Origin of the sequence: Pedobacter africanus, assembly GCF_040548825.1 — a bacterium.
GTDB lineage: Bacteria > Bacteroidota > Bacteroidia > Sphingobacteriales > Sphingobacteriaceae > Pedobacter > Pedobacter africanus_A.
In genome coordinates, this window is the sequence record NZ_JBEPSL010000004.1 from 383,504 (window position 1) to 407,044 (window position 23,541).

The window sequence follows — 23,541 nt, forward strand, 5'->3', positions numbered from 1 at the left end:
TATTTAGATTTATTCCAAATCAACTGAAAGATTTTTTGGTTTTTTTTTAACTGGCCTATCAGCTGTGCATTAATGCTTTGTAGCCGTAATCACAATAATATCCCTGTTAACCAACTCCCCCGTATGACTGCTGGTAAGATCTTTTTGCGCACTGATGTTAAGCATAGAAAAACCAGCCCCAACCAAAAGGTTTTCAGCCGCAGCAGCATCATACAGTTTAAACCGGTATTTGGTAAAAGGCAGCTGCTTCATAAATTCTTCGGTAGCAATGGCCATACAAAATATACCACCAGGTTTTAGCACTCTAAGTACTTCCTGCGCATACAATATTGGTTCTTCCCAGAAATAAAGCGTATTTACGGTAAAGATCTTATCAAAAAAACTGTCACTAAAATTCAGTTTATCGGCCTCAGTAATTTCGAAACTAACCTTTCCTGTATCCAGCAGTTCTTTATTGATGTTCGCAGCCTCGGCCACCATGGTATCAGAAATATCTGCTCCATAATAACGCAAACCAAGGGCCTTGCTCATCAGCTGACTTACATGACTGCCGTTACCCGGGCCAATTTCCAGGACGGTATCACCTTCGGTTAAGGCCAATGCCTCTATTGCCGCAAGTGTCATGTTGTGATTGGTATGCGCCATACGTTCGGCGGTTATCAGTCCGTCTGCGCCCTCAGGTTTGCTGAGCTGGCTGGCGATGTGCATTAACACTTCTTCGCTTAGTGGTTCTTTCATGTCGTTCTGGTTCTTATACAAACTTATAAACTTTTTTATAATCGTTCTAAATAAATAAAAAACAACAAACTCCATTATAAAATTACATTCATTTTCTTCCGCAAAAATTAACTTTACAAAATTCTGGCTTAGCGTTTGATGGTAAGGCTTAAAGCAAGAGCTTATTGCATGGAGAATAAAGAAGTAGCTAAAGGACCGGGCAAATTGGCCCGGATGTTTTTAACCTTATATGATGTTTATAAATTCATAGCCCGTTTTTTTAAAGAGGGTTTTCTTCCTCCATACGAGGCAAAAGAGCTGTTTCGCCAATGTTATGAAATAGGCTACCGCTCTGCTTTATTGATTTCAACAACAGGTTTCATTACCGGAATTGTATTTACCAAACAATCGCGTCCTTCTTTATCTGAATTCGGAGCAACTTCATGGCTCCCTTCACTGGTAGGGATCGCGCTGCTCAGAACACTCGCTCCTTTACTTACAGGTTTGATTGCTGCTGGTAAAGTAGGTTCCAGTATTGGTGCCGAACTGGGTTCCATGCGGGTTACCGAACAAATAGATGCGATGGAAGTTTCGGCCACTAACCCTTTTAAATTCCTGGTATCTACACGTGTGCTTGCCGCCACCATCACCATACCTATCCTTACCTTTTATACGGCAATGGTGGGCATGCTTGGTGCTTTGCTTAACGTTTCGCTCAGCGAAGGAACCAGCGCCAAGGCCTTCTTTCAGTCTTCCTTAGAACAGATCACCTTCCTTGATATTACCGCATCTACCATCAAAGCCATACTTTTTGGCTTTACCATTGGCATGGTTGGCTGTTACCAGGGCTACAATTCGTCAAAAGGAACTGAAGGCGTAGGTAAGGCAGCAAATTCTGCAGTAGTCATTGCCATGTTCCTCATTTTTATTGAAGAGGTTGTTTCCGTTCAGTTTTTTGGTTTATTCAGGGGTTGATCTTATGGGAAAAACAGCAACATTTCATCACAACGAAAAGGTCATAGAGATCAAAGGGCTGAACAAATCTTTTGGCAACTACCACGTGTTAAAAGGAGTAGACCTCGATTTGTACAAAGGAGAGAACCTGGTGGTACTCGGTAAATCGGGAACCGGAAAGTCCGTGCTGATCAAGATCATTGTTGGCTTGCTTACCCCCGACGAGGGCATGGTTAAAGTACTTGACCGCTATGTAGACCAGATCTCTTACAAAGAACTGCTTGCTCTACGCTTGAAAGTAGGCTTCTCCTTTCAGAACAGTGCTTTGTACGATAGTATGACCGTAAGGCAAAACCTGGAATTTCCATTGGTAAGGAACCAGCGGAAGCTCACCAAATCGGAGGTGAACCTTGCCGTTGAAGAAATGCTGGATGCGGTAGGCCTGCTGCAAACCATTAACCAGATGCCCTCAGAGTTGTCGGGCGGACAAAGAAAAAGGATCGGGATTGCCCGCACTTTAATTCTGCGGCCAGAGATTATGCTGTATGACGAACCTACAGCTGGGCTGGATCCGATTACCTGTCTGGAAATAAACAGCCTGATCAACGAAGTTCAGGAACGTTTCCACACCAGTTCTATTGTCATTACGCACGACCTTACCTGTGCAAAAGCAGTTGGTAACCGGGTGGCCATGCTATTGGACGGACAATTCCAGCGCATAGGCACATTTGAAGAAGTTTTTAACACAAGCGACGAAAGGGTTAAACCTTTTTACGATTATAATTTTATCCAGTAAAAGATATGCAAGTAACAGACAACCGTAAACAGATAACAGTAGGCGTTTTTATACTGCTTGGCCTGGTCATATTCGTTTTAGGGGTTTTCACTTTAGGAAGCCAGAGAAAAGCGTTTGTAAAAAGCTTCACTGTAAATGCTGTTTTTAGTGATATTCAGGGACTCAAAGCCGGGAACAATGTTTGGTTTTCGGGTGTAAAAATCGGAACAATCAAAAAAATCCAGTTTTATGGTATCTCGCAGGTTCAGGTATTCATGAACATTGAAGAGGACGCCCATAAATACATTCATAAAAACGCTTCGGCAAGTATCAGCTCAGACGGATTGATCGGGAACAAGATTGTGGTGATCAGTGGCGGTAACCCTAAATTTCCTTTTGTGGAAGATGGGGACCAGCTACAGGTTGCCAATACGCTTTCTACCGATGACATCATGAAAACCTTTCAGGTAAACAACAAAAACCTGGTAGATGTAACTTCCGACTTTAAAGTGCTGGCCAAAAACCTGGTTGAAGGCAAAGGAACAGCCGGTGCACTACTGGCTGATGAAAAGATTGCCAACAATTTTAAAGCCATCGTAGAAAACCTGAAAACCACTACGGAATCGGCAAACAGGATGGCCGCCGAAATGAATACTTTTACCAAAACCTTAAATACCAAGGGCGGACTGGCGGATAAGCTAATGACAGATACCGCGGTTTTTGCAAAACTACAGCAATCGGTAAACGAACTTCAAAAAACAGCGGCTTCAGCATCGGCCATGACCGAAAACCTCAACAAGGCAACGGCCAAGTTTAATCAGACAGATAATGCTGTAGGTTTGCTGATCAATGACCAGCAGACGGCCGACAGGATCAAAGGCATCATGAAGAACCTGGAAACCAGCAGCCAGAAACTGGATGAGAATATGGAAGCACTGCAGCACAATTTCCTGCTGCGCGGTTTCTTCAAGAAAAAAGCAAAGGCAGAAGCAGCGGCTGCAGCTCCTCAGAAATAAAAATAACCGTTCTCTTCATCGCGGGAACGGCGAAGCCCTCTTGAAGGCCAGCGTCAATAATCACTCCTGAAAAAACCTTTGGCTGAAAAAGCCAAAATTTTCCAATGCTCTTCAGAGAAGGTAATTTTTGTTTGAAAGCGTGATGCTTATTTAAGCACTGTAAACTCTTTTTTAAGTTTGATGTCTTCTGAGGAGGTGCCGATCATGACCTGAAATTTTCCGGGTTCAACGGTCCAGTTCATGTTTTTATCCAGAATAGCCAGGTCATCCGGCTGTAAAGTAAACTTAATGGTTTTGCTTTCCCCCGGGTTCAGGCTTACTCTTTCAAAGCCCCTCAGTACCGACTCGTAGGTAGTTACGCTACTCACCATATCTTTCAGGTACAGCTGCACCACTTCGTCACCTTTACGCGCGCCGGTATTTTTTACAGTTACACTGGCCTCTATTCCGGCCTGGTTATTGATCTCGGCAGCACTTAACTGCAGGTCACTCAATTCAAAAGTAGTATAGCTCAGTCCGTAGCCAAAAGGGTACAAAGCCCCCAGCACCCTGGTCTTGCCATTGCCATTCGGGTCGTCGTTTTTACCCTGACCCGCCTGCGATCCCGGCTTAAAAGGGAAATTCAGTTCAATCTGTCCGATGGATTTCGGATAGGTCATGGTTAACTTGCCACCTGGATTGTTTTCTCCAAACAGGGTTTCGGCTACCACCTTACCGGCTGATGGCCCGGGGAAACCAGCCTGCAGAATAGCTGGCAGATACCTGTTCTCCCAGTTAATGGTCAAAGGCCTGCCATTGATCAATACCATTACCACCGGTTTTCCGGTAGCATACAAAGCCTGTAAAAGCTGCAGCTGCCTGCCGGGCAAATTCAGCCCCGTACGCGATTTACTCTCTCCAACCTGCTCGTCCGTTTCACCCACAACAGCAATAACAATGTCCGATGTCTTTGCTTCGGTTACCGCCTGGTTGATCTGGCTTTGCTCCTCGCTGGTCAGCTCCGTGGGGATGATCTCACTTTCCGGCCATTTTGCGTCAATCACCTCACAACCTTTTGAATGGCTTACTTTTGCTGTTTTACCGGCAAAAGCTTTAATTCCTTCCAGAACCGATACTATCGGGTTATTGGATGGCCCGTACCTGCTGGTAGTATAATTTACTTCGGTTGCCAAAGGCCCGGTTACCAGGATATTCTTATAGTTGTTTACATTTAGCGGCAGCAGGCTTTTATCGTTTTTCAGCAGCACCATCGATTCCCTGTTCAGCCGTACCGCCAGTTCTTCATCAGCGGGGGTATGCACCTTTTTATCAGAAGCCGCCGGATCTTTTACATAAGGATCGTCAAATAGCCCCAGCCTGAATTTGACACGCAGCACATCAGCTACACGCTCGTCAAGGGTTTTCATGGATACCGAACCTTCCTTAACCAATTCCCTCAATGGAAGTATAAAGTTTTCCGGCTGCGTAAAATGGGTACGTACGTTCAATCCGGCTTCTATGGTCTGCTTTACAGCTTGTTTATAATTCTCGGCCACATGGTGCTTTCCCGACAGGAATTCAACGGCTTCACTATCCGAAACCACATAGCCCTCAAACCCGAACTGCTTGCGCAAAAGTTCTGTCAGGAAATAATAACTGCCGGTTACAGGCTCGCCGTTCCAGTCGTTGTAACTGCTCATCACCCCCATTGGTTTTGCTTCCCTGATTACTCTTTTGAAAGGATAAAGGAACATTTCGTGCATTTCCCTTGGCGCCACATGCGGGTCTGTACGCGCCTGTCCGTCGCGCCCGCCTTTGGGCACACTATAAACAGCATAGTGTTTTAAAGTGGCAGCTACCCCCTGGCCCTGAATCCCCAGGGTCATCCGTTTACCCAGTTCGGCAATCAGGTAAGGATCTTCGGCATAACATTCCACCACCCTGCCCCAGCGCTGATCGCGCGCCACATCAAGTATAGGGGCGTATACATTGGTATAACCCAGGGCTTTTGCTTCGCGCCCAACGATACTTCCCGCCCGGTAAACCAGATCCTTGTTCCAGGTACTGCCGATGTTAACCGGAGCAGGAAAAGGCGTAGCCCTGTCATGGCAGAGCCCATGGATGCCTTCATTGCTGAAATCTACCGGGATGCCTAACCGCGTTTCCTCTACAAACCACTTTTGCACAGTATTGATGGCATTAGCATGTTTGCTGAAAGGGTATGAGTACTGGGTTACCGCTTTTTTATTGTAAGGGAGGCTGTTCAGTTCCTCGTCTATATTTGCGATCCCATCTTTCCAGATCTTCGTTTTCCATTCCGGTGTTGGCATTTCATCTTTCAATACCCGGCCGTAACCATACAGGGTAGCGGTCTGACAGGTTTTCTCATCCAGGTTCATCTGGCTGAGCAGGTCCCTTACCCTCGCATCAATGGTTTTGGAGGGGTCTTCAAAAACATCTTTTTTACCGTTTTTGTTAAAGTCGACCCAGCCTTTATGATAAATATTTTTAGTTTGTGCACCTGCGGCAGAAGCCAGGAACAGGAGCGCCATCCATGTAAGTGATTTGTATGTTTTCATGTCTGAGATCCGGATGTAGAACCGGACTTCTAAAATAGGCTTTATACAGACTTAAAAATGCGCTGAAATTGGCCATTGGTTCAGTAATTTTAACATTTTCATTAAATGCTGCCATAACCTTTTTATAATATATTATCATGTATTCCGGCCTTTGTTCCGCCATATAAATCCATCGAGCACATAATGTGTACTCTGCGGCAGCGCCAGCAGGGGGATGAGCAAAGTCAGTAAGTTTCCCTCAATCTGGGGCAAAGCAGAAAACAAAGAAAACACATGGGGATGTTCTTTCCAGACAAATCCATCCCATAGGCCTTCTTCCAGATAAGCCAGCAAAAGGATAGTTAGTATAAACACCAGCACGCCGTATTTACCAAAGGTCAAACGCTGCAGCTGCCCGGTCCGGCCTGTTTCTTTACGGTAATTTTTCTTCTCAAAAAACCAGATCAGCGCTATATAGGGAATACCGTGCGAGATCACATTCAATGTGGTAAAGGCCATGTCACCGTTAAAATAAACAATTCCAAAATACCAGGAAAGGAAAGTCCCCGATATCAACAGGTTACGCGCAGATTTATTTGCCTCCATTTCAAAGACAGCCAAACCTCTTTCAAGAGGTAAACCGCAATAATGATAAAGTACAGAGCGGTAAATAGGGAAGTTAATGTTCCCGAAGGAAAATGGATAAAATCATCCGCCACAAACCAGTTAAAATTTCTGCTTTCGCCAAAGTGCCAGTAAAGGATGGGATAAACTGTGGCTGTATATATGGCAACGTTATCTATCATTTTCATCATCCTACCAGTTTTTTCAGTACGCGAGTATAAGCGCATAAAACCGTATTGTTGCCTGATGAAATGGAACACAGCCAGGTAAGCCAGTATCCGCCAGAACAACAGACCATCGATATGATATAACAATACTCCGGAAAAATAACACACCAGCGGAATACCGATCAGCAGGCCAGACTCCTTTCTGAAACGTTCAGGATTGAAATATGTCCTGTACAACGTAGAATAAACATGGGCCACATCAATAAATACAACAAGGAAAAACCAATACATCGCAGGCATTAAGGGTGTAACCCTAAACTTTTCTGGAAAAAGACATACAAGCAGAAGCGAAAAAAATGGGGGTAATAGGATAAAAATACTATCGGACCATGCTGAATTTAGCCAGGGTTGCGCGCTATGTTCCTTTTTCACGATCATCCCACTTCTTTAAGTAGTGATTTCGCTGCCCGTATCCCCTGATGAAAACCTTCTTCAAATAAGGATATACCACTGAGGTCCGTATGCGCAAAGAAAATTTTGTTGTCAACAGGCTGCTGTGCCTTCTCGCGTTCCGGACCCCATATATAATTTACGGCCGGCACCACCATCCCATGCCCCCATACCCACACTTCAACGGCAGCAATCATAGATGTGATTCCAGGATGCATATATTCCAGTTCGGGGAGAATAATATCCAGCCATTGCTCGTAGTTTCTGGCATAGGCTGCCAATCGGGAAATCCTCGGTTCCCTATCACACAAAGGCAAATAAAAAGTAATTACCCTAGCGTTATCTTCGCGTTTTGTCTGCTGATGCCCGGCATATACATACCCTACTGAAGGCATTCCATAAGGCACATTGTCCCATGAAAAATCCTGTAACCCGGAGGAGGAAAAATTATTAATCGTAATATTGGCAACCGCCCAGGGTGCATAATTTACTACATCATAGTTGAATCTATCTTGTCTTTCATGTCCCAGCAAACGTTTATTCACAAACTGTGGGGCAGCAAGAATTGCATTTTCTGCAAGTACCATATAGACGTGGTTTTTAACCAAATCCAAAATGCTGACTTCGACCTTGCCCTCTTTGTTTATAGTAAGTCCGCATATCATAGCCGATGTTTTGATCTGCTTTTCCAAACCTTTCCTTAACAACTCTACAAGAAAAGCATTACCTTCAGGCCAGGTAAGCACTGCACCAGCATCAGAATTTGCGGAAGTTCCTTTATGACCCGCAAAATAATTTAAACCCGCCCATGCTGAAACCTGCTCTATTTTCTGTCCGTAGTCGTCCTTGCAGCAATAATTCAGGTACCATAAAAGGTATTCAGAAGTAAAACCTTCCTTAGTCAGATAGCTTTTAAAAGATAGTTTATCTAAGTTCCTGTAATTTTCATCTGCAGAGGCATCATTTATAGGAATATTGAAGGCATACTTCCCGTCGCGCCCCTTTTCACGTTTCAATTTTCCCATTAGTTTAAAGAAAAGATCTATCTGTTCCTGGTCAGTCGCCGAAATGCCAAATTTAGGTATTAAACCTTCCTGCCATTGTCCGTTAATCAATAACCGTTCTTCAGGATCAAAACACAGATAATACTCATTGTAAAAGGGCAGTCCGTTCTCAAAATGAGTAATGATCCCCTGTTCTTTAAAAAATTCGATTAACAATTCGTCCTCGTTGTTGGCAATAGTAACATAGTGAGCTCCTCTGGGATAGGCAGAAAACCGGTTGCCCCCTGCATGGGCATTGCCGCCAATATGGCCTTCAAGCTCAAAAAGCTCAAAATCCTGGTAACCCTCTTTTTTTAGCCAGCGTGCGGCCGACAATCCCGAAATACCGCCGCCTATGATCAGCGTTTTTACCTTACGCTGGTATACGGGGTCGGCCAATGAAACTTTGTCCCTGAGCATATGCCCCGCTTTCTGATCAGGTCCCTTAAGGCCGCCTGTGATATGTTTATATCGGTCAGGCCTTCCACCTATCTTTCCGGCACATCCTTTTAAAAATATACCAGCGGTTATCAGTCCGGCACGCAGTAAAAAACTTTTCCTTGCAATCCCTCCGCTCATATTATTGATAGGTTACTGCTCCCCACTCGTCTTCAAAATACTTTACCAGCACCTGATTGTTGAGTTTGTTCACCCCGGCATCTACCCTTTTCATGTCTTTAGGAAAATACAGCATTTGCGCCATACCTTCAGCGGTAATAAATCTTACATCAGCCGGAAAATTTGAGGGTTTTACCCAGGGACGGCCTGTTGCAGCCATAATGTAACCCCAGTCGCCAAACGATGGAACATAATTGTGATATGGAATGGTATGGAAACCCACCGACTCCAGTGTCTGGTTTACACACCAGTAAGATTTCGGGGCAACATAGGGTGAAGTAGACTGGACCACAATCAGTCCGTGATCTGAAAGTGCCGATCTCACCAGGCGGTAAAACGAGTTGGTGTATAATTTCCCGACCGAATAATTGGAAGGATCAGGAAAATCTATAATAATAAAATCATACTTCTGTTGTTGGTTTCTTATCCAGGTAAAAGCATCGGCATTAATTATTTTCACCTTCGGAGACAGCAGGGAAGATTTGTTCAATTCCAGCAACATACTATTGGATTTAAACAGATTTGTCATTCCAGGATCCAGATCTACCAGTGTAATCTCTTTCACATCAGGATATTTAAGTACCTCGCGCACCGCAAGTCCGTCGCCGCCGCCCATGATCAACACCTTTTTGGCATTAGGCACCGACGATAAGCCCGGATGTACCAAAGCCTCGTGATACCGGTATTCGTCGTCCGAACTGAATTGCAGGTTTCCGTTCAGGTAAAGCCTTAGCATCCTGCCCTTTTTAGTTAAAACAATACGCTGGTAATTGGTGCTTTTAGAATAAATAATGGTATCCGTATAACCCAGACTTTCCGAATAACTGGTAATAGCATTGGCAAATACAAAACCGGCAAGCAGCGCAAACAGACACATTACAGCAGCGGTCTTAAGATAAATTACACGCTTGATTTCCTTTCTGAAACTTAAACATACGATAAGTGCTATCGCCACATTCAGCATACCGAACAGATAAGAAGTTTTGATCAATCCCAGATAAGGGATAAGCAACAGGGGGAAAATTATAGATGCGAGTAAAGCGCCAATGTAGTCGAAAGTAAATACCTTCGAAACCAGGTCCTTAAATTCATACCGGTCTTTTAATATCCGCATCAGCAGTGGTATTTCAAGTCCGACCAGGATTCCCGTAACGCCAACCAAACTATAAAGGATGATCCGGAAAGAGGCAGCACTTTCAAAAACAAGGTACAAAATGCTGGAACTTGTCCCTCCTACCAGGCCCACCAGAATTTCTATCTGTATAAACCAGAAAAGGATATCTTTCTCAAAATACTTTGAGATCCATGAGCCTATTCCCATAGAGAAAAGATACAAGCCTATAATGGTAGAGAATTGCGTAACGGAATCGCCCAACAGGTAACTTGCCAGGGTCCCGGCAATCAGTTCATAGATAAGTCCGCAGGTGGCAACAACAAATACAGAAGTTAACAGTAGAACAGGTAACCTTTTATGCATGGCTATCCATGAATAGAAGAGCTGACAATAATAGCTACTGCAATGATGAATGCCGCGCAAACTATTGCAAGTGCCATATTCTGTTTATCTATAATTTCCTTCCACAGGTTTTCAGGTGTAATTTTTTCTATGATCCAGAATGCGATCACCAATATCGCAATTCCCAACACAGAGTACAGCACAGAGGCTACTATGTATTTGTAATTAATCAGTTCATTTATCCCCATATTGATAATTTTATTTATGATTTAATCTGTTTCCGTAACCACCGTAAAACCTTTTCCCGGTGTATTCTGTATTCCGTTTTACCTGGCCCTCCCATATTGCCTTTCCATAGTATGAGGAGTAGGCATAGCAGGCCAGAACGATCACTCCAATGGTAAGGTACAAGTATTTTAATACTGAGTTCATGTTAACTATGATAAGGTGAATAATCACTGTTTTCCCATCTCTTCCTTTCAAAAAAACTCATTCTGAGCAGATTAATAAGCGGAATCAGACAAAGAACAAGCAATGCCACAAAAATATTCCGCCACAAAATGATATTGGTTGTAATCTTAATCCCCATCATGCTGCTCGCCGGACTTCCGGCAGCCGGATAGATGTTCATATGGTATTTACCCCTGGGAATCCCGACAACAACAACTTCCGCTGACTTCTCACCTTCACTCCATCTTTCTCCATCTTCAATTCCCTCATAGTATTCCACTCCTTTGGTAACCTCCCAGGTTTGGTTTGTGGTTTCATTAACCAACACCACCGTGGCCTCCAGCCAGCTGTTACTCACATCTGAACTTATGGTCATATCCAATGCCGAAGCAACATCCCGGAGCTCAAAACTGCGGGACATAATGGGTTTAAATTCATTCAAACCTTTGTCGGGCGTATAAGTAAGTTCCAGGGTTTCGTCAAATATAACCTCCTCGGGTTTTAAGAAGGAAATAAAAAACTGGATAACCATCACTCCCAATATCAAATAAAGCCCCATCATCAACGACCATTTCCAATCCTGATAGGCCCTTGAAGGCTGGTTAGAGAGTACACCTGTTTTTGAGGGAAACTGATTTGCATCCAGACCAAAAGCAGCGGCAATTATTTTGGGTTCCATGTACTCTCCCTGGTAATAGTCTTTTTCTTTATCAAACCTTGCCTGCTCTTTAATCAGGATATAAGGGGGTGCGATGTATTCCCGTACATTCATCTGCTCCTTCAACACATCCCAATCAAACTCACCGGTTACAGAAGTTGTCCTGGGGGCATATTTATGAAACAATTTGTACTCCACATCCTGATACATGATGTAGTCATTTCCGTCGAGCGGTTGCTTTAACCCGGGTAAAAAATTCTTACCAAAAATGAGGTTCCAGTGCCCGTCATACTCAGACAGCATGGCATACCCTTTCTCATAATTGTAAAGCACATACTCTCTCCAGGCATAATTTACATTATCTTCATCCCGTTCAATGTAGGCAATTATCTTAAAAGGGATATCCTTCAACACACCTTGCGTTCCCAGCGGAATAACAGGAGGTAATAGCGGAGCCTTTATGGTTTTTATCTTCTTTGGCTGTTCATTTACAAACTGGATATAGGATTTGCAGGATGGACAGGTACAAAATTCAGTTCCGGCAGGATCATAAAGTGTAATCCCGGCCTGGCATTCCGGGCATTCTGCTTTTTCTTTTTCAGGGAAGGACGTTAGCGTTGTTGTTGCCATACCTATCTGGTCAATTCTGTTCTCTGGCGTTCTGAACCTTCAAAAAAGGCCAAGGCCTCGGCATAAATCCCCCTCACTTTATCCTCATTATCCTTTTGGTAATTGGATAAAAAGACATCAAATGTAGCCAGCTTAAATTCAGGCCAGGTATGAATAGATAAATGGGATTCGGTAAGGCAAATCACAGCAGTAAAGCCTCCCCCTTCAAAATTATGGTATACCTCTCCCACTTTTGACAGCCTATATTTAACAATCAAGCCGTCAAAGAGAACTTTACAGTTTTCAAATGAGGACAGGTATTCCGGTTTTCCGGCAATAAATTCAGAAAGGATGTGCAGGCCTGGTTTGTAGTGCATTAATTTAAATCGGCATCAATTCAAATACCAGTTCAAAAATATAAAAGTATTTTAAATTCCAAAGTTAATTTCTTACCAGAGAAAGCCTTTTGCAAACCGCAGCGGATGGTAACCTTTGGCACCAACAACTCCGGCCAGCTTACTTTTTATACTCTTACCTCTTTTAAGACAGTCCAGCACATACCTGAAATCGTATTTCGGCTGCCAACCAAGTTCTTCCCGGGCCTTCTGGTTTACATACACCCGGTCTATCTGCGGCAGCATCTTCCAGTTGCAACGTTCAAATATATCTTCGTAATCCGGAAAATATCTTTTCAGCACCCCAGGGGTGTTCGTCCTCAGGTCGGTCAGATCCTCTTTTGAAAAAGGGCTTGTTGCACTGATAATGTACCTGCCAAAACCGATCTCCGCTGCACGCGCTGCCGCCAGAAGATGCGCGCTTACCGCATCTTCCAGTTCTACACGCCTGAAAAGCAGTTCATTTGCCTTAAGGTTATCGCCTGCATAAGCATCCTGCATCTGCTTCACATCATCCTCTTCCGGAAAAAACCGGGATGTTCTTAATATGATCACCGACAGGCCCTGGTTTCTGTGGAACAGCTGACAAAGATCTTCTGCAGCAGTTTTGGTTACCCCATATATGTTTTTAGGTACAGTTTTCACCTCTTCCGTGATCCAGGCCGCAGGCATTCCCGGCGGTGGCACAAGCGCATCACCAAAAACACTGGTGGTACTGGTAAAAATGAACTTTTTTATCCCATTGGCAACAGCAGCCTGCAACAGGTTAAGGGTACCTGTAATATTGGTATCAATAAAATCCTGCTCACTATGTGTGGCCACATGGGGCTTATGTAATGTGGCGGTATGAAAGATCACATCAACCCCCTTGGAGATTCTTTCTACAAAGGCTGCATTTTCTATAGAACCTTTATGCGTTGTAAACGGAGAAGCCTGAATGTCGACCCCGATTACCTCCTCGCCTTTATTTCTTAATGTGCGAACCAGTGCCTCTCCCAAATGTCCGGCACTTCCTGTAACCAATACTTTCATGTGCTTTTTTGATTTGTTAATTTTATCTGCTGACAAAATTAGGCTTAACTTATCTTTATTTTCGGACATTTGTCCCGGATACAGTTATGATCAGAAAAAACGAACAATTGCTGAACTTCATGGTTCGGCTGGCCGAAAATCCGGATATGCCGGGTGCCATAACGCTAAGAAACCTGGATGCGGGCACCCGTCTGATCCATCAGGGCGAAGCAAGCCGGAATGTATACGTCATCAAATCCGGTGTGGCCAAATGTCTGTTTACAGAGGAAAGTGGTAAGGAATACATCCTCGCCTTTCTGGGGGAAGGGGAAACCCTGGGTGAAATAGAAGCCATCAGGAAATTGCCTACCATTTGCAGTATAGAAGCACTGACTCCGCTATGCGTTTACAAGATCAGCAATGTACAGTTCCTGCACTTTCTGGAAACCATTCCTGAATTTTCCAGGATTTTACTGGAGCTTATGGCCATCCGGCTGTCTGATATTTCTCTTAAAGGGGCCAGACAGCAATTACAGCCTATTTCCGAATTGCTGCCCAACTTACTGTCGGCATTAGAGGCCCAGCATATCGAATTCACAAAAAAAGACCTTTCTGAATACCTGGGCATTACTTTAAGGAGTCTGAACCGGGCATTAAAAGAGGAGAAATAATTTCAATCTGCGTTCAGGCTGTGTTCGCCCTGCGTTCGGGCTGCGTTCGAGTTTGAGGGCGCATTGAAGGCGCGTTGATAAGGGGTTGGGTAGGCCTTGATGTACCCAAAGACCTACCCAACCCCTAATCAAGGCTTGCTCAATCCCTGCTCAACCTCGAACGCAACCCGAACGCAGGCTAAACGCACTCAGAACACAGGCTATTCTTTACCCTTTGATCTTCTGGTACCTCAGTAAGGCCTCCAGGAAGTAATAATCTGCGTATACCAATGGTACATCAATCTCAGAATTGTGCGGAAAGCTACCCACACAATGTTTTAAAATAAAGCCCGAATTGGTTCCCGGCTTGGCCAGGTATGCTGTATCAGACAATGATTTCAGCATCTGCTCCGCTGGCTTAAAATATTTAGTTCCATCTTTACTAAAGGTACTCAGCTCCAATAAAGCAGAAGCGACCAGGGCACCTGCTGATGCATCGCGCGGAATGTAAGACAGCTTTCTGGATGCATAGTCCCAATCGGCATGATAGCCCTTTTGCCCCACGTTAAAATCCCAGTAAGGGATCTTATCCTTGGGAAGGTTCGGGTGGTTCAGGTAAAAGTTAGCTGCCTTTTGCGCAGCTTCCAGAAAACGTTTGTCTTTAGTTTCCCTGTACATCATCGTAAAGCCGTAAATGGCCCAGCCCTGGCCTCTGGACCAGGTAGAGTTGTCCGCAAAGCCCTGGTTGGTCTGCTGGTGCAGCACTTTTCCGTCTGGTGCATAGTCAACCACATGATAGGTACTGTAATCTGCCCGGAAGTGGTTTTTCATGGTGTTTAGCGCATGACTTACCGCTACATCCCTGTATTTAGGGTTGCCTGTTAATTTAGATACATAACACAGCATTTCCAGGTTCATCATGTTGTCAATAATTACCGGGTATTGCCACATGGTTTTGTTGTCCCAGGACTTCTTTGCGTTCCAGGATTTGATCAGCCCTACTTTGGGGTCAAAACGGGTTAAGGCAGATTCGGCCGACTGGATCAGGATCTTATGGTACAATGCCAGCTTTGCAGGGTCCTTCTCAAACCTGATTGCATGGCCATAAGAGCAATACATGACAAAACCAATGTCGTGGTGCTGGGTTAAAAACTGTGCCTTCTCCAAAGCTTCGGTCCATTTGGTAGCGGCAGCTTTCCACTCCGGGTTTTTCGTATACTCATAGATATACCACAAGCTTCCGGGGAAAAAGCCCTGGGTCCAGTCCCAGATATCGGTTGTTCTTACCGAACCGTCTTTATTGCTGGTACGGGGAAACTGGGTCAGGTCGGTCGATGTTTTTAACAGCTGCCGGTATTGTTGCTCGGCAACCGTAAAATCCTTTTTGATCAGCGCTGTTTTTGGAGAAAGCCATAGAAATGCAGAAGCTGAGGCCGTGACGGCCAGTGCCGCCCCAAACAAAAGGCTGCGTCTTTTAAAGTTAAATTTCATGTGTGTCTGTACTATAATGGGTTTAAGGATTGTTTACAGTAATGTCCAATTGCTTAACAGTAGTCTTCGACTCGTACACATTGGTATTTGAAGCTACGAAAGTTGGCTTAAAATCTCCCTTTTCTTTGTAGATATATTGATAGGTAGTGATCCGTGTAGACATGTTCTTTAACGCCACTCCCCTGTCTGGTGCAACTTTGCTTAAAAACAAAGGCTTGGTAATCACATATCCGGAGTTATTCCCTATCCCTGCAGCACCACCCTGAAACTGCAGCTGTGCACTGGTAATGGCCCAGGCCCTTGGCGAATTGTTTAGGTTTACGCTCACCCAGCCTGCATCTGCAATTCCGGTAACCGTTACACGGCTTTTATCTGGCAGCACATTACTAATGGCAAAATTTTTAATGGTCCAGGTCCGTTGTGTTGAAGCAGTAGAACCTGTAAAACTAAAGGCCAGAAAAATCGGCTTATCTGACTTATAAGCCGACAAATCGATTACCCCTGAAGGCGTATTGTCGGTACCGGTCGACAATACCGCTTTACTGGTAATATCTGTCCAGGTAGCGGCAGCTATAGCCGCCGCGGTATAGGTTCCTGAAAAATCAGAAGACACCAGTAATTTTAACGTATTTGTCTGCGTACCAAATTGCATAAAGGACGTAAAATTCAGTTCAGGTGTCCCATCTGCCGCTGTTCTTTCCCTGTTCTCATACTGTAAACCTTTCTCTCCTGAATAAAAGGTAAGGAGCTCAGGATTGCCGCTGATCTGGAATTTAACCGTATCGCCGGCTTTATAAGTAGTTTTATCTACTGATACATTGAAATCGAGTTCTGCGACTTCTTTTTTATTACACGCTGCAAGTACAATTAGCAATGCAGGGAGTATACGATATATATGTTTCATGTTTGTTTCGTTTTTGGTTAATGTTACCATCCCGGGTTTTGTACCATACCCCGGTTTAATGAAAGCTCCAGTGTAGGTATAGGATACAACTCGTGTTTAGTCCGCACGTTTTTCCCTGCCAGGGCACCATAAGCATAAGCGGTACCCCCGGTATTCGTAATCTCTGTACCCAGGTTATTCATGGTCGATACGAACATCCCCCAACGGATCAGGTCGTGCTTACGCAATCCCTCAAAAGCCAGTTCCCTGAAACGCTCTTCCTGTATCAAAGTCCGCAGGGCCGCAGCCGACCCTATTGTTGTGGTCACATCAGTGGCATTGGAACGGTCGCGAACTTCCTTAACAGCCGACAGGGCAATATTTGTTGGGCCATTCACCTCATTTTCTGCCTCTGCCAGCATCAGTAAAACATCTGCATAGCGTAGCAAAGGAAAGTTTACAGGTGTATAGTTTTTGTTACGCGGCAGTACCTTCTCGTAATGACGGCGCCATTTTGCGATGTTCCTGTTATAGATCTGTGCCGAAGTAAAAAATGTAGAATCCTTAACTGTACTCACACCGCTTACCACGTTATAGGTATAAGCATAAGGCGCTATGGTCCAATCTCTTCTGGTATCTGACGCGCCATAACTGTTGTACAATTTCGTTGTTGTGTTTACAAAGCCATACGAAAACCCAAATACCTCATCGTTACATTGTATACCAATACCATTGCCTAACCTGCCTGCTTCAAAATCGCCGCCACGGTTACCATACAGTTCTACTTCCCACATCGACTCCTTAATATCGTACTGGTCTGCGCAATGTTTGATAAATATGTTGGAAAAACTGCCGTTCAACTGGTGTTCTTTGGGGCCGCTATCTGGTGTTACCACCTTTTTTGCCCATTTTAATGCCTCCGCATACTTGGAAACGTCATTTAAAGGATGTCCCGCCATTTTGAGGCATACCCTCGCCAGGATACCATCTATAACAGTTTTTGAAACCCGGCCGCCAAAACCAATTTTAGTTGAGGTGTATACCATGCTTTCAGCTGCTTCCATCTCTTTGAGGATAAAATCGTATACCTGGCGCGAAGGTGTGCGTGCAATATCCACTTCATTTACCGATGTTGAAGGTGTGGTTTTCAGCGGCACATCGCCCCAGAAATCTACCAGTACGTAATAGTAATAGGCACGCAGGAACCTGGCCTCGCCTTTAATGGCATTCTTTGCCGTCTCGTCCATTGCAACTTTATCTGCATTGGCCAGCAAAAGGTTTGCCCGCTCTATACCCATATACAGGTATTTCCACATTTCATTTATGGTCGGGTCGGCAGCATCAAAATTATAAACCTGCGGCCCTGCAATTGTGGCACTACGCGAATAAAAACCGTCATCGGCAATGGAATGGATCAGTGGAATGTTACTTCCGTACATTTCTTCCTTACCCAGAATATCGTATATACCGGTTAAGGCGGTGTTCAGACTGGCCTCATCTTTAAATGAATTTTCGGGTGAGATGAAGTCCTTCGGAACTTTGTCCAGAAATTTTTTACATCCTGCACCGGTCATTATCGCTGCGAATAAGACGATGGAGAGTAGCGTTCTCTTGCTGATATGATGGAATAAATTATATGTGCTCATGATCATGCTGATTATAAAGAAAGATTTAAACCGAAAGTGATTGTTTTTGGCCTTGGATAAGATGAATAATCAAAGCCCGGCGTTAAGGCGGTATAATAAACCGATACCTCGGGATCTGAACCGGAATAGTTTGTCCAGGTGAACAGGTTCTGTGCCGAAGCATATACCCTCAGGGTCTTAACTTTCATCCGCTTCAACAGTGAAGGTTCAAAGGTATACCCCAGTGAAACCGTTTTTAACCTCAGGTAAGAGCCATCTTCTATGATCCTGCTGGAATAAGCATTGGGGCCTTTACCACCTACCCGCGGCATATCGGTATTGGTATTTTCAGGTGTCCATCTGTTCTGGAACGTTGCATACTGGTTCAGGTTGGTTTTATTGCCGGCCTCAAAAAGCAAACGGTTTGCATTCACAATATCATTGCCGTAAGACCATTGCATAAATACGCCCAGATCAAATTGTTTATACCTGAAATTGTTGTTGAAACCACCCTGGTGAATCGGGTAACCGCGGCCAATAACCGTGCGGTCGTTATCGTTGATGACCCCATCACCATTCAGATCTTTATATTTGATATCTCCGGGCTTAATGGTAGTGGCCGACGAGCGGTCTGAGGTATTGGTGGTCACCAGGTCTTTCAGCACGTAACTGCCATTGGGCAGCTGATCAAAATCACTGTACTGATATACCCCTTCCCAGATATACCCGTACATCTGCCCCAGTGGCTGCCCTTTTTTGGCAATGTATAAAGGCAGGTTCTTAAAATCCTGGTCCCAGTTTACATTGGTCAGCAAACTCTCCTGGTTTTGTGTCAGTTCAAGCACCTTGTTTCTGTTAAAAGAAATGTTTAAACTGCTGTTCCAGCTGAAGTTCTTCGTGTCTACGTTCACCGTATTCAATGCAAACTCAAAACCGGCATTGCTGGTTTTACCAATATTTTTAAACGCATCGACATAACCTGTGGTTAAAGGCAATTGTGCATTCAGCAACAGGTCTGAGGTTGTTTTTTTATAATAATCCATGGTCAGGGTAATCCTTTGTTTCAGGAAGCCAAGGTCCACCCCAAGATTGGATTGGGCGGTATTCTCCCATTTCAGGTCCAGATTGGCCAGGCTTGTAGGATATACACCTTGCTGCAGACTGTTGTTAAATGCATAATAAGCATTGTAAACCCCGCTGGTATTGTCAAAACTTAAACGCGCATAACTCGCATAGTCACTTACGCGGTTATTTCCGGTTATGCCCCAGCTCATGCGTAATTTGGCGTCAGAAAAAACGGTCGATTTCTTCAGGAAGTCTTCATTAATGGCCCGCCATGCAAATGCAGCAGATGGAAAATAACTCCAGCGGTTATCGGCACGAAACTTTGATGAGCCATCGGCACGGAAAGATCCGGTAAGCAGGTACCTGCCTTTATAATTGTAATTTACCCTCGACAGGAAGGACATCAGCGACCATTCCGAATTGATTGCGGTTACCTTAACCGGAATACCTTCATCCAGACCGCTTAAGCCCAGGGATTCATTGGGAAGGTGGTTTGCCGATACGCCATAGCGGTGGTAATCGCTGCCCTGAAAAGTAACACCCCCCAGTATATTAATGGTATGGTCTTTATTGATGGTCTTGTTATAAGTCAGCGTGTTTTCATTCAGCCAGTTGTTTACATCGGTATACAGAATAGTTCCGTTCACTTTATCCGTACTTCCGGCATAACCATAACGGGTCAGGGAATTATTAAAAGATTCATTTCTTGAGCTGGTCCTGTTCACCCCGCCGCTAACTTTCAGTTTCAGGTCTTTGCTCAGCTGATATTCCCCGTAGGCATTGCCAATAAAGTTATTTGTAAAGGTTTGCCTGAGTTCATTTTTTGCCGATAAGATCGGATTGATCCGGTAATCGTTTGTTGGATTTAAATCCGGATCGGTAAGGGAATTCTCGAGGTCGAAGTTACTGCCTGAAAGCGGGCGGTATCCCCAGACGCTATACATCAGGTAATTCATGGCCGAGAAAGCTGCATCCGGTGCTGAGGGAGAAGTACCAAATGTTTTTGTACTGGTATAAAACAGGTTTGTACCCACTTTAAACTTTTTATTGATGTTCTGGTCGAGCGTAACCTTTCCCTGATAACGTCTGAACCCGGAATTGATGATCACCCCGTCCTGCCCCAGCATATTGGCCGAAACCGAATAACGGGTATTGTTTGATCCCCCGCGCAATGAGATGTCGTGGTTGTGCATAGGCGCAGTCCTGAACAAGCGGTCCTGCCAGTTGATGCCTTGTTCGTTTCTGTAGCTTTCCAGCGTTTTGCCATCTTTGAAATAACTTTGCAGAATTCCTACCGGATCGATTTCATTCTGTAGTTTCACAAATTCATAGGGATCCATCATTTCCACGGTATTGATGTTCCGCTGAAATCCGTAATATCCATTGTAATTGATAACAGGCGCGCCTTCCTTACCTTTTTTGGAGGTGATCAGAATGACACCATTGGCACCCCTGGCACCATATATGGCAGTTGCAGAAGCATCTTTTAAAACCTCTATGGATTCAATTTCTGAAGGGCTCAATACATTATTGTCTGGCCCCTCAATAGGAAAACCATCAATTACATATAAAGGCGAATTGTCTTGTGTAAGTGAATTGGAACCACGCACAATAATATTGATACCGGCACCGGGCTTACCTTCTGAAGAGCTTACCTGCACACCGGCTATACGTCCGGCAAGGGCCTCATCAAATGATTTTACCGGGGCCTTGCTCATGTCGTCCATGTTTACACTGCTTACGGAACCGGTAATATCTTTACGGGCCACTGTTCCGTATCCGATAACCACTACATCATTCAGGGTTTTGCTATCTTCCGCAAGTGTAAGGTTGATTACACCTTTATCGCCAACACTCATTTCCTTTTGCAGGTAACCTACATAGGTAAAAACCAGTGTGCTGCTTCCCTGCGAAGGAACCTGGATGGCATAACGCCCGTCTTGATCGGTAGTGGCGCCGGTCTTTGTACCTTTAACCTGCACACTTACCCCGATTAAGGGAAGGCCAGACCCCTGCTCTGTAACCTTACCTTCTACCCGGCGCGTTTGCTGGGCAAAAACTGTAATGGACCAGATCATACACATTAAAAAAAGGTAAATCTTTCTCATACTTAAAAAGTTTAAATTTGGTTTCTCGTAATCATCCCCTGGATTACTGTTCTCAAATTTGCGAAAGGACACATCAAAAAAGGGGGCAGAGATTAGTTTATATAAGGGTAATAATCAGTTAACATGGTCTGTACATACCAATTCAATGCTTTTTTTAGCTTTTACTCATTTCAGCACAACCGTTGAACCGGCAAAGCCTTTCTGCGGCAATTCAACATTATGGTTCCGGATACGCCCCGTTTTCAGGTCCTTAAGCGTGATCTGGAATATCTGCTCTTTCTGCAAAGGATCGGCTACCCTAACCACCTGCTTTCCGTTCAGCTTGCTGAGCATCAATGCACAGGGTTTATCCACACTGATTTCCAGTGCCGGTAACTTTAGCGTACCTGCCTCATAAAAAATGGCCTGCAACAGGTCAAGTTGCTGGTGGTAAACGGCCTGTAACGCTGCTGTATTCGATACGATCTGTATAACAGACGGGTTGAACTTCTTCATTTCAGCAGGTTTAGCAATCCCCGGAAGTACGAGGTATGCATAATGCGCATTTTCCGGCCTGCTTCCATGGTCTAACCAGAGTTTGAACACCTTTCCTGAAAGCTCTTTTTTTGAATGGGACTGGTTGATGTGGTACCAATTACCTTTCTGGGTTTCCTTACTGAGTTTCCTATCGCCTCCCTCCGGAAAATAATAGCCCACACCATCATGCCATATCCAGTCTGCGTTTTCGCTGACCTCGCCGTTTAACCAGCACTGATTTAATGTGGTAGTGATGTGCTCCGGTGTACTGCTGTTGATACCTGCACCCAGGCATACAATTTCCTTATCAAAAAAGAGCCAGGCCTTTTTTGCCTGAAGGCTGTCGTAATCCAGGGCATAGGCACTTGCGCCATATACACCGTCTGAAACACCTCCGGCAAATGCGTTGCTGCCCTGTTCACCCCAAAATTTGGTCAATGGACGGTCCTGCACATAATCCCTGCTGGTGGTACCCGGAATTTTATCCCATTCCCATACCGGCATAATGTTATAATACTCTGGTCCCCGCAGCTGGATATTGGTTGCACCGTCAGAAAGGTATCTTCCCAAAAGATTTTCTCCGTTCCCTGCTTCGCTGCGTTTGGTACGGCCACTTACCATGCGTACGTTAAAGGAGTAAGCAGGCCTGAGGTGCTGGGTATAGTCGCCACTCCAGAAATGCCGGTGCCAGGCTTCAACCTTATAACTTGCCGATTGTGTACTGTCGGTTCTGGCAATGGCATTGTCCCAATCCTGCAGGTGTTCGGGATCTATTCTTTTGGCCACTTCCAGCCTGCTTTTTTCTTTTTGCTTTCCCAGGATACCTGGCCGGCTTACACCCCTGCCCTCTACATTAAAATCCATATAACTGCCACGGATCGCTTTCAGGTAACTCTCTCTGTAGTATTTAGAGAACATGGCCAGCTTTTCCGCACTCATGGCATAGGGCGTGTTCCTGACATAGTCGGCCAGTTTCAATATCCCTGTAATAAAAACCGCCCCATAGCTGGAAATCTGTAACTGAGGACCGTGCTGCAGGTACGAATAATCGTATTGAAGCCCCTCACCATAATGTACAAAACGGATGGGGTCAAATAACTCCTGAACAGAAAAAGAAAGCAGGGCTTCATCATTGCTGAGCAGCGCGCGATAAAAATAGTGCAATGCCACATCGGTTTTATTGGCACCCGTCTGCTGCTCCACATCTCCTCTTTTCATCCGCTCAATAAGCCGGCCTTCAAGATCAGCATCCAGCTTCTGCTTTCCATAACGCATCATGATCAGCATTTCACCCAGGGCCTGTGGTGTGGCAATTTCATTGTGCCACCAGTTACTGCTTTTAGGGTCCTGCGCGTACCAATAGCCAAAGGCTTTTGAAATCACTTCAAACACCTTTTCATCGCCATAAAATTTACTGTCTTTATTCAGGTAGGCAACGATCAGGCTCTGCATTTTCAGCAGATGTTCATTGGGCATCCAGTTGGTAATGGATTGATCGGCATAGGGCACGTCTTTCCAGCTTCCGTTTGTTTGCATTGCCGCCAGGTTTGCGGCAGCAATTTTATCGGCATTACGACCCGCTTTTGCCAGGTCCATCACTATCCGGGTCATGATAATTTCGCGGGAGGCAGACAACTGGGCTTTTGCCAGCCGGGGTACCATTACAGCTAAAAGCAGCACACAGATCAATAACAGTTTTTTCATTTTTTTAACAGCATTTAAT

The 23,541-nt window shown here is 44.7% G+C and carries 20 protein-coding genes; 4 read left to right on the top strand and 16 right to left on the bottom strand.

Annotated elements, in window-relative coordinates; all coding sequences use genetic code 11:
• Positions 1-69 precede the first annotated feature (69 nt).
• Complete coding sequence (locus ABIE26_RS21235) at positions 70-738, bottom strand: class I SAM-dependent methyltransferase (protein ID WP_310145540.1); 669 nt, start codon at positions 736-738, stop codon at positions 70-72.
• Between the two features lie 168 nt (positions 739-906).
• Here ABIE26_RS21235 and ABIE26_RS21240 point away from each other — a divergent pair, with 168 nt between their 5' ends.
• Genes ABIE26_RS21240 through ABIE26_RS21250 form a run of 3 tightly spaced genes read left to right on the top strand, consistent with a single transcriptional unit; the run spans position 907 to position 3,462 of the window.
• Positions 907-1,692, top strand: coding sequence for an MlaE family ABC transporter permease (locus ABIE26_RS21240; RefSeq protein ID WP_084241496.1), 786 nt, complete (start codon positions 907-909; stop codon positions 1,690-1,692).
• Positions 1,693-1,696: 4 nt separating this feature from the next.
• On the top strand, positions 1,697-2,467 hold the full coding sequence (locus ABIE26_RS21245; protein WP_084241411.1) for an ABC transporter ATP-binding protein: 771 nt from the start codon (positions 1,697-1,699) through the stop codon (positions 2,465-2,467).
• A 5-nt stretch (positions 2,468-2,472) separates the two neighbouring features.
• Positions 2,473-3,462, top strand: coding sequence for an MlaD family protein (locus ABIE26_RS21250; protein WP_310145542.1), 990 nt, complete (start codon positions 2,473-2,475; stop codon positions 3,460-3,462).
• A gap of 146 nt (positions 3,463-3,608) precedes the next feature.
• On the opposite strand, the gene ABIE26_RS21255 is transcribed toward ABIE26_RS21250, so the two are convergent.
• The 10 genes from ABIE26_RS21255 to ABIE26_RS21300 all read right to left on the bottom strand — a co-directional run bounded on the left by ABIE26_RS21255 (position 3,609) and on the right by ABIE26_RS21300 (position 13,501).
• Positions 3,609-6,020: a glycoside hydrolase family 3 N-terminal domain-containing protein gene (locus ABIE26_RS21255; protein ID WP_310145544.1), complete on the bottom strand. Its 2,412-nt coding sequence runs from the start codon at positions 6,018-6,020 to the stop codon at positions 3,609-3,611.
• A 135-nt stretch (positions 6,021-6,155) separates the two neighbouring features.
• Positions 6,156-6,605, bottom strand: coding sequence for a hypothetical protein (locus ABIE26_RS21260; RefSeq protein ID WP_310145546.1), 450 nt, complete (start codon positions 6,603-6,605; stop codon positions 6,156-6,158).
• Positions 6,572-7,081, bottom strand: coding sequence for a hypothetical protein (locus tag ABIE26_RS21265; RefSeq protein WP_310145548.1), 510 nt, complete (start codon positions 7,079-7,081; stop codon positions 6,572-6,574). The genes ABIE26_RS21260 and ABIE26_RS21265 overlap by 34 nt, the downstream gene beginning before the upstream one ends.
• A gap of 143 nt (positions 7,082-7,224) precedes the next feature.
• Positions 7,225-8,862, bottom strand: coding sequence for an NAD(P)-binding protein (locus ABIE26_RS21270; RefSeq protein ID WP_310145550.1), 1,638 nt, complete (start codon positions 8,860-8,862; stop codon positions 7,225-7,227).
• 1 nt (position 8,863) lies between these two features.
• Positions 8,864-10,378 (bottom strand): polyamine aminopropyltransferase, encoded by a 1,515-nt coding sequence (locus ABIE26_RS21275; RefSeq protein WP_310145552.1) that lies wholly within the window; start codon positions 10,376-10,378, stop codon positions 8,864-8,866.
• A 2-nt stretch (positions 10,379-10,380) separates the two neighbouring features.
• Entirely contained in the window at positions 10,381-10,605 is a 225-nt protein-coding gene (locus tag ABIE26_RS21280) for a DUF350 domain-containing protein (protein WP_310145553.1), read from the bottom strand.
• 10 nt (positions 10,606-10,615) lie between these two features.
• Positions 10,616-10,789: a hypothetical protein gene (locus ABIE26_RS21285; protein WP_310145554.1), complete on the bottom strand. Its 174-nt coding sequence runs from the start codon at positions 10,787-10,789 to the stop codon at positions 10,616-10,618.
• Between the two features lies 1 nt (position 10,790).
• Complete coding sequence (locus ABIE26_RS21290) at positions 10,791-12,095, bottom strand: DUF4178 domain-containing protein (protein WP_310145555.1); 1,305 nt, start codon at positions 12,093-12,095, stop codon at positions 10,791-10,793.
• Between the two features lie 2 nt (positions 12,096-12,097).
• Positions 12,098-12,451: an S-adenosylmethionine decarboxylase family protein gene (locus ABIE26_RS21295; protein WP_310145557.1), complete on the bottom strand. Its 354-nt coding sequence runs from the start codon at positions 12,449-12,451 to the stop codon at positions 12,098-12,100.
• Between the two features lie 72 nt (positions 12,452-12,523).
• Entirely contained in the window at positions 12,524-13,501 is a 978-nt protein-coding gene (locus tag ABIE26_RS21300; RefSeq protein WP_310145559.1) for an NAD-dependent epimerase/dehydratase family protein, read from the bottom strand.
• Positions 13,502-13,587: 86 nt separating this feature from the next.
• On the opposite strand from ABIE26_RS21300, the gene ABIE26_RS21305 reads away from it, so the two are divergent.
• Positions 13,588-14,151: a Crp/Fnr family transcriptional regulator gene (locus tag ABIE26_RS21305; RefSeq protein WP_310145561.1), complete on the top strand. Its 564-nt coding sequence runs from the start codon at positions 13,588-13,590 to the stop codon at positions 14,149-14,151.
• Between the two features lie 207 nt (positions 14,152-14,358).
• On the opposite strand, the gene ABIE26_RS21310 is transcribed toward ABIE26_RS21305, so the two are convergent.
• From ABIE26_RS21310 to cslA, 5 genes are all read right to left on the bottom strand, one after another.
• The gene (locus ABIE26_RS21310) at positions 14,359-15,621 is read right to left on the bottom strand and encodes a glycoside hydrolase family 88 protein (protein ID WP_310145564.1); all 1,263 of its coding nucleotides are present in this window, start codon (positions 15,619-15,621) and stop codon (positions 14,359-14,361) included.
• Positions 15,622-15,643: 22 nt separating this feature from the next.
• Complete coding sequence (locus ABIE26_RS21315; protein ID WP_310145566.1) at positions 15,644-16,525, bottom strand: DUF5017 domain-containing protein; 882 nt, start codon at positions 16,523-16,525, stop codon at positions 15,644-15,646.
• A 23-nt stretch (positions 16,526-16,548) separates the two neighbouring features.
• Complete coding sequence (locus ABIE26_RS21320; RefSeq protein ID WP_310145568.1) at positions 16,549-18,150, bottom strand: RagB/SusD family nutrient uptake outer membrane protein; 1,602 nt, start codon at positions 18,148-18,150, stop codon at positions 16,549-16,551.
• An 11-nt stretch (positions 18,151-18,161) separates the two neighbouring features.
• Positions 18,162-21,302 (bottom strand): SusC/RagA family TonB-linked outer membrane protein, encoded by a 3,141-nt coding sequence (locus tag ABIE26_RS21325; RefSeq protein WP_310145569.1) that lies wholly within the window; start codon positions 21,300-21,302, stop codon positions 18,162-18,164.
• 165 nt (positions 21,303-21,467) lie between these two features.
• Positions 21,468-23,522: a chondroitinase-AC gene (cslA, locus tag ABIE26_RS21330; RefSeq protein WP_310145571.1), complete on the bottom strand. Its 2,055-nt coding sequence runs from the start codon at positions 23,520-23,522 to the stop codon at positions 21,468-21,470.
• Positions 23,523-23,541 lie beyond the last annotated feature (19 nt).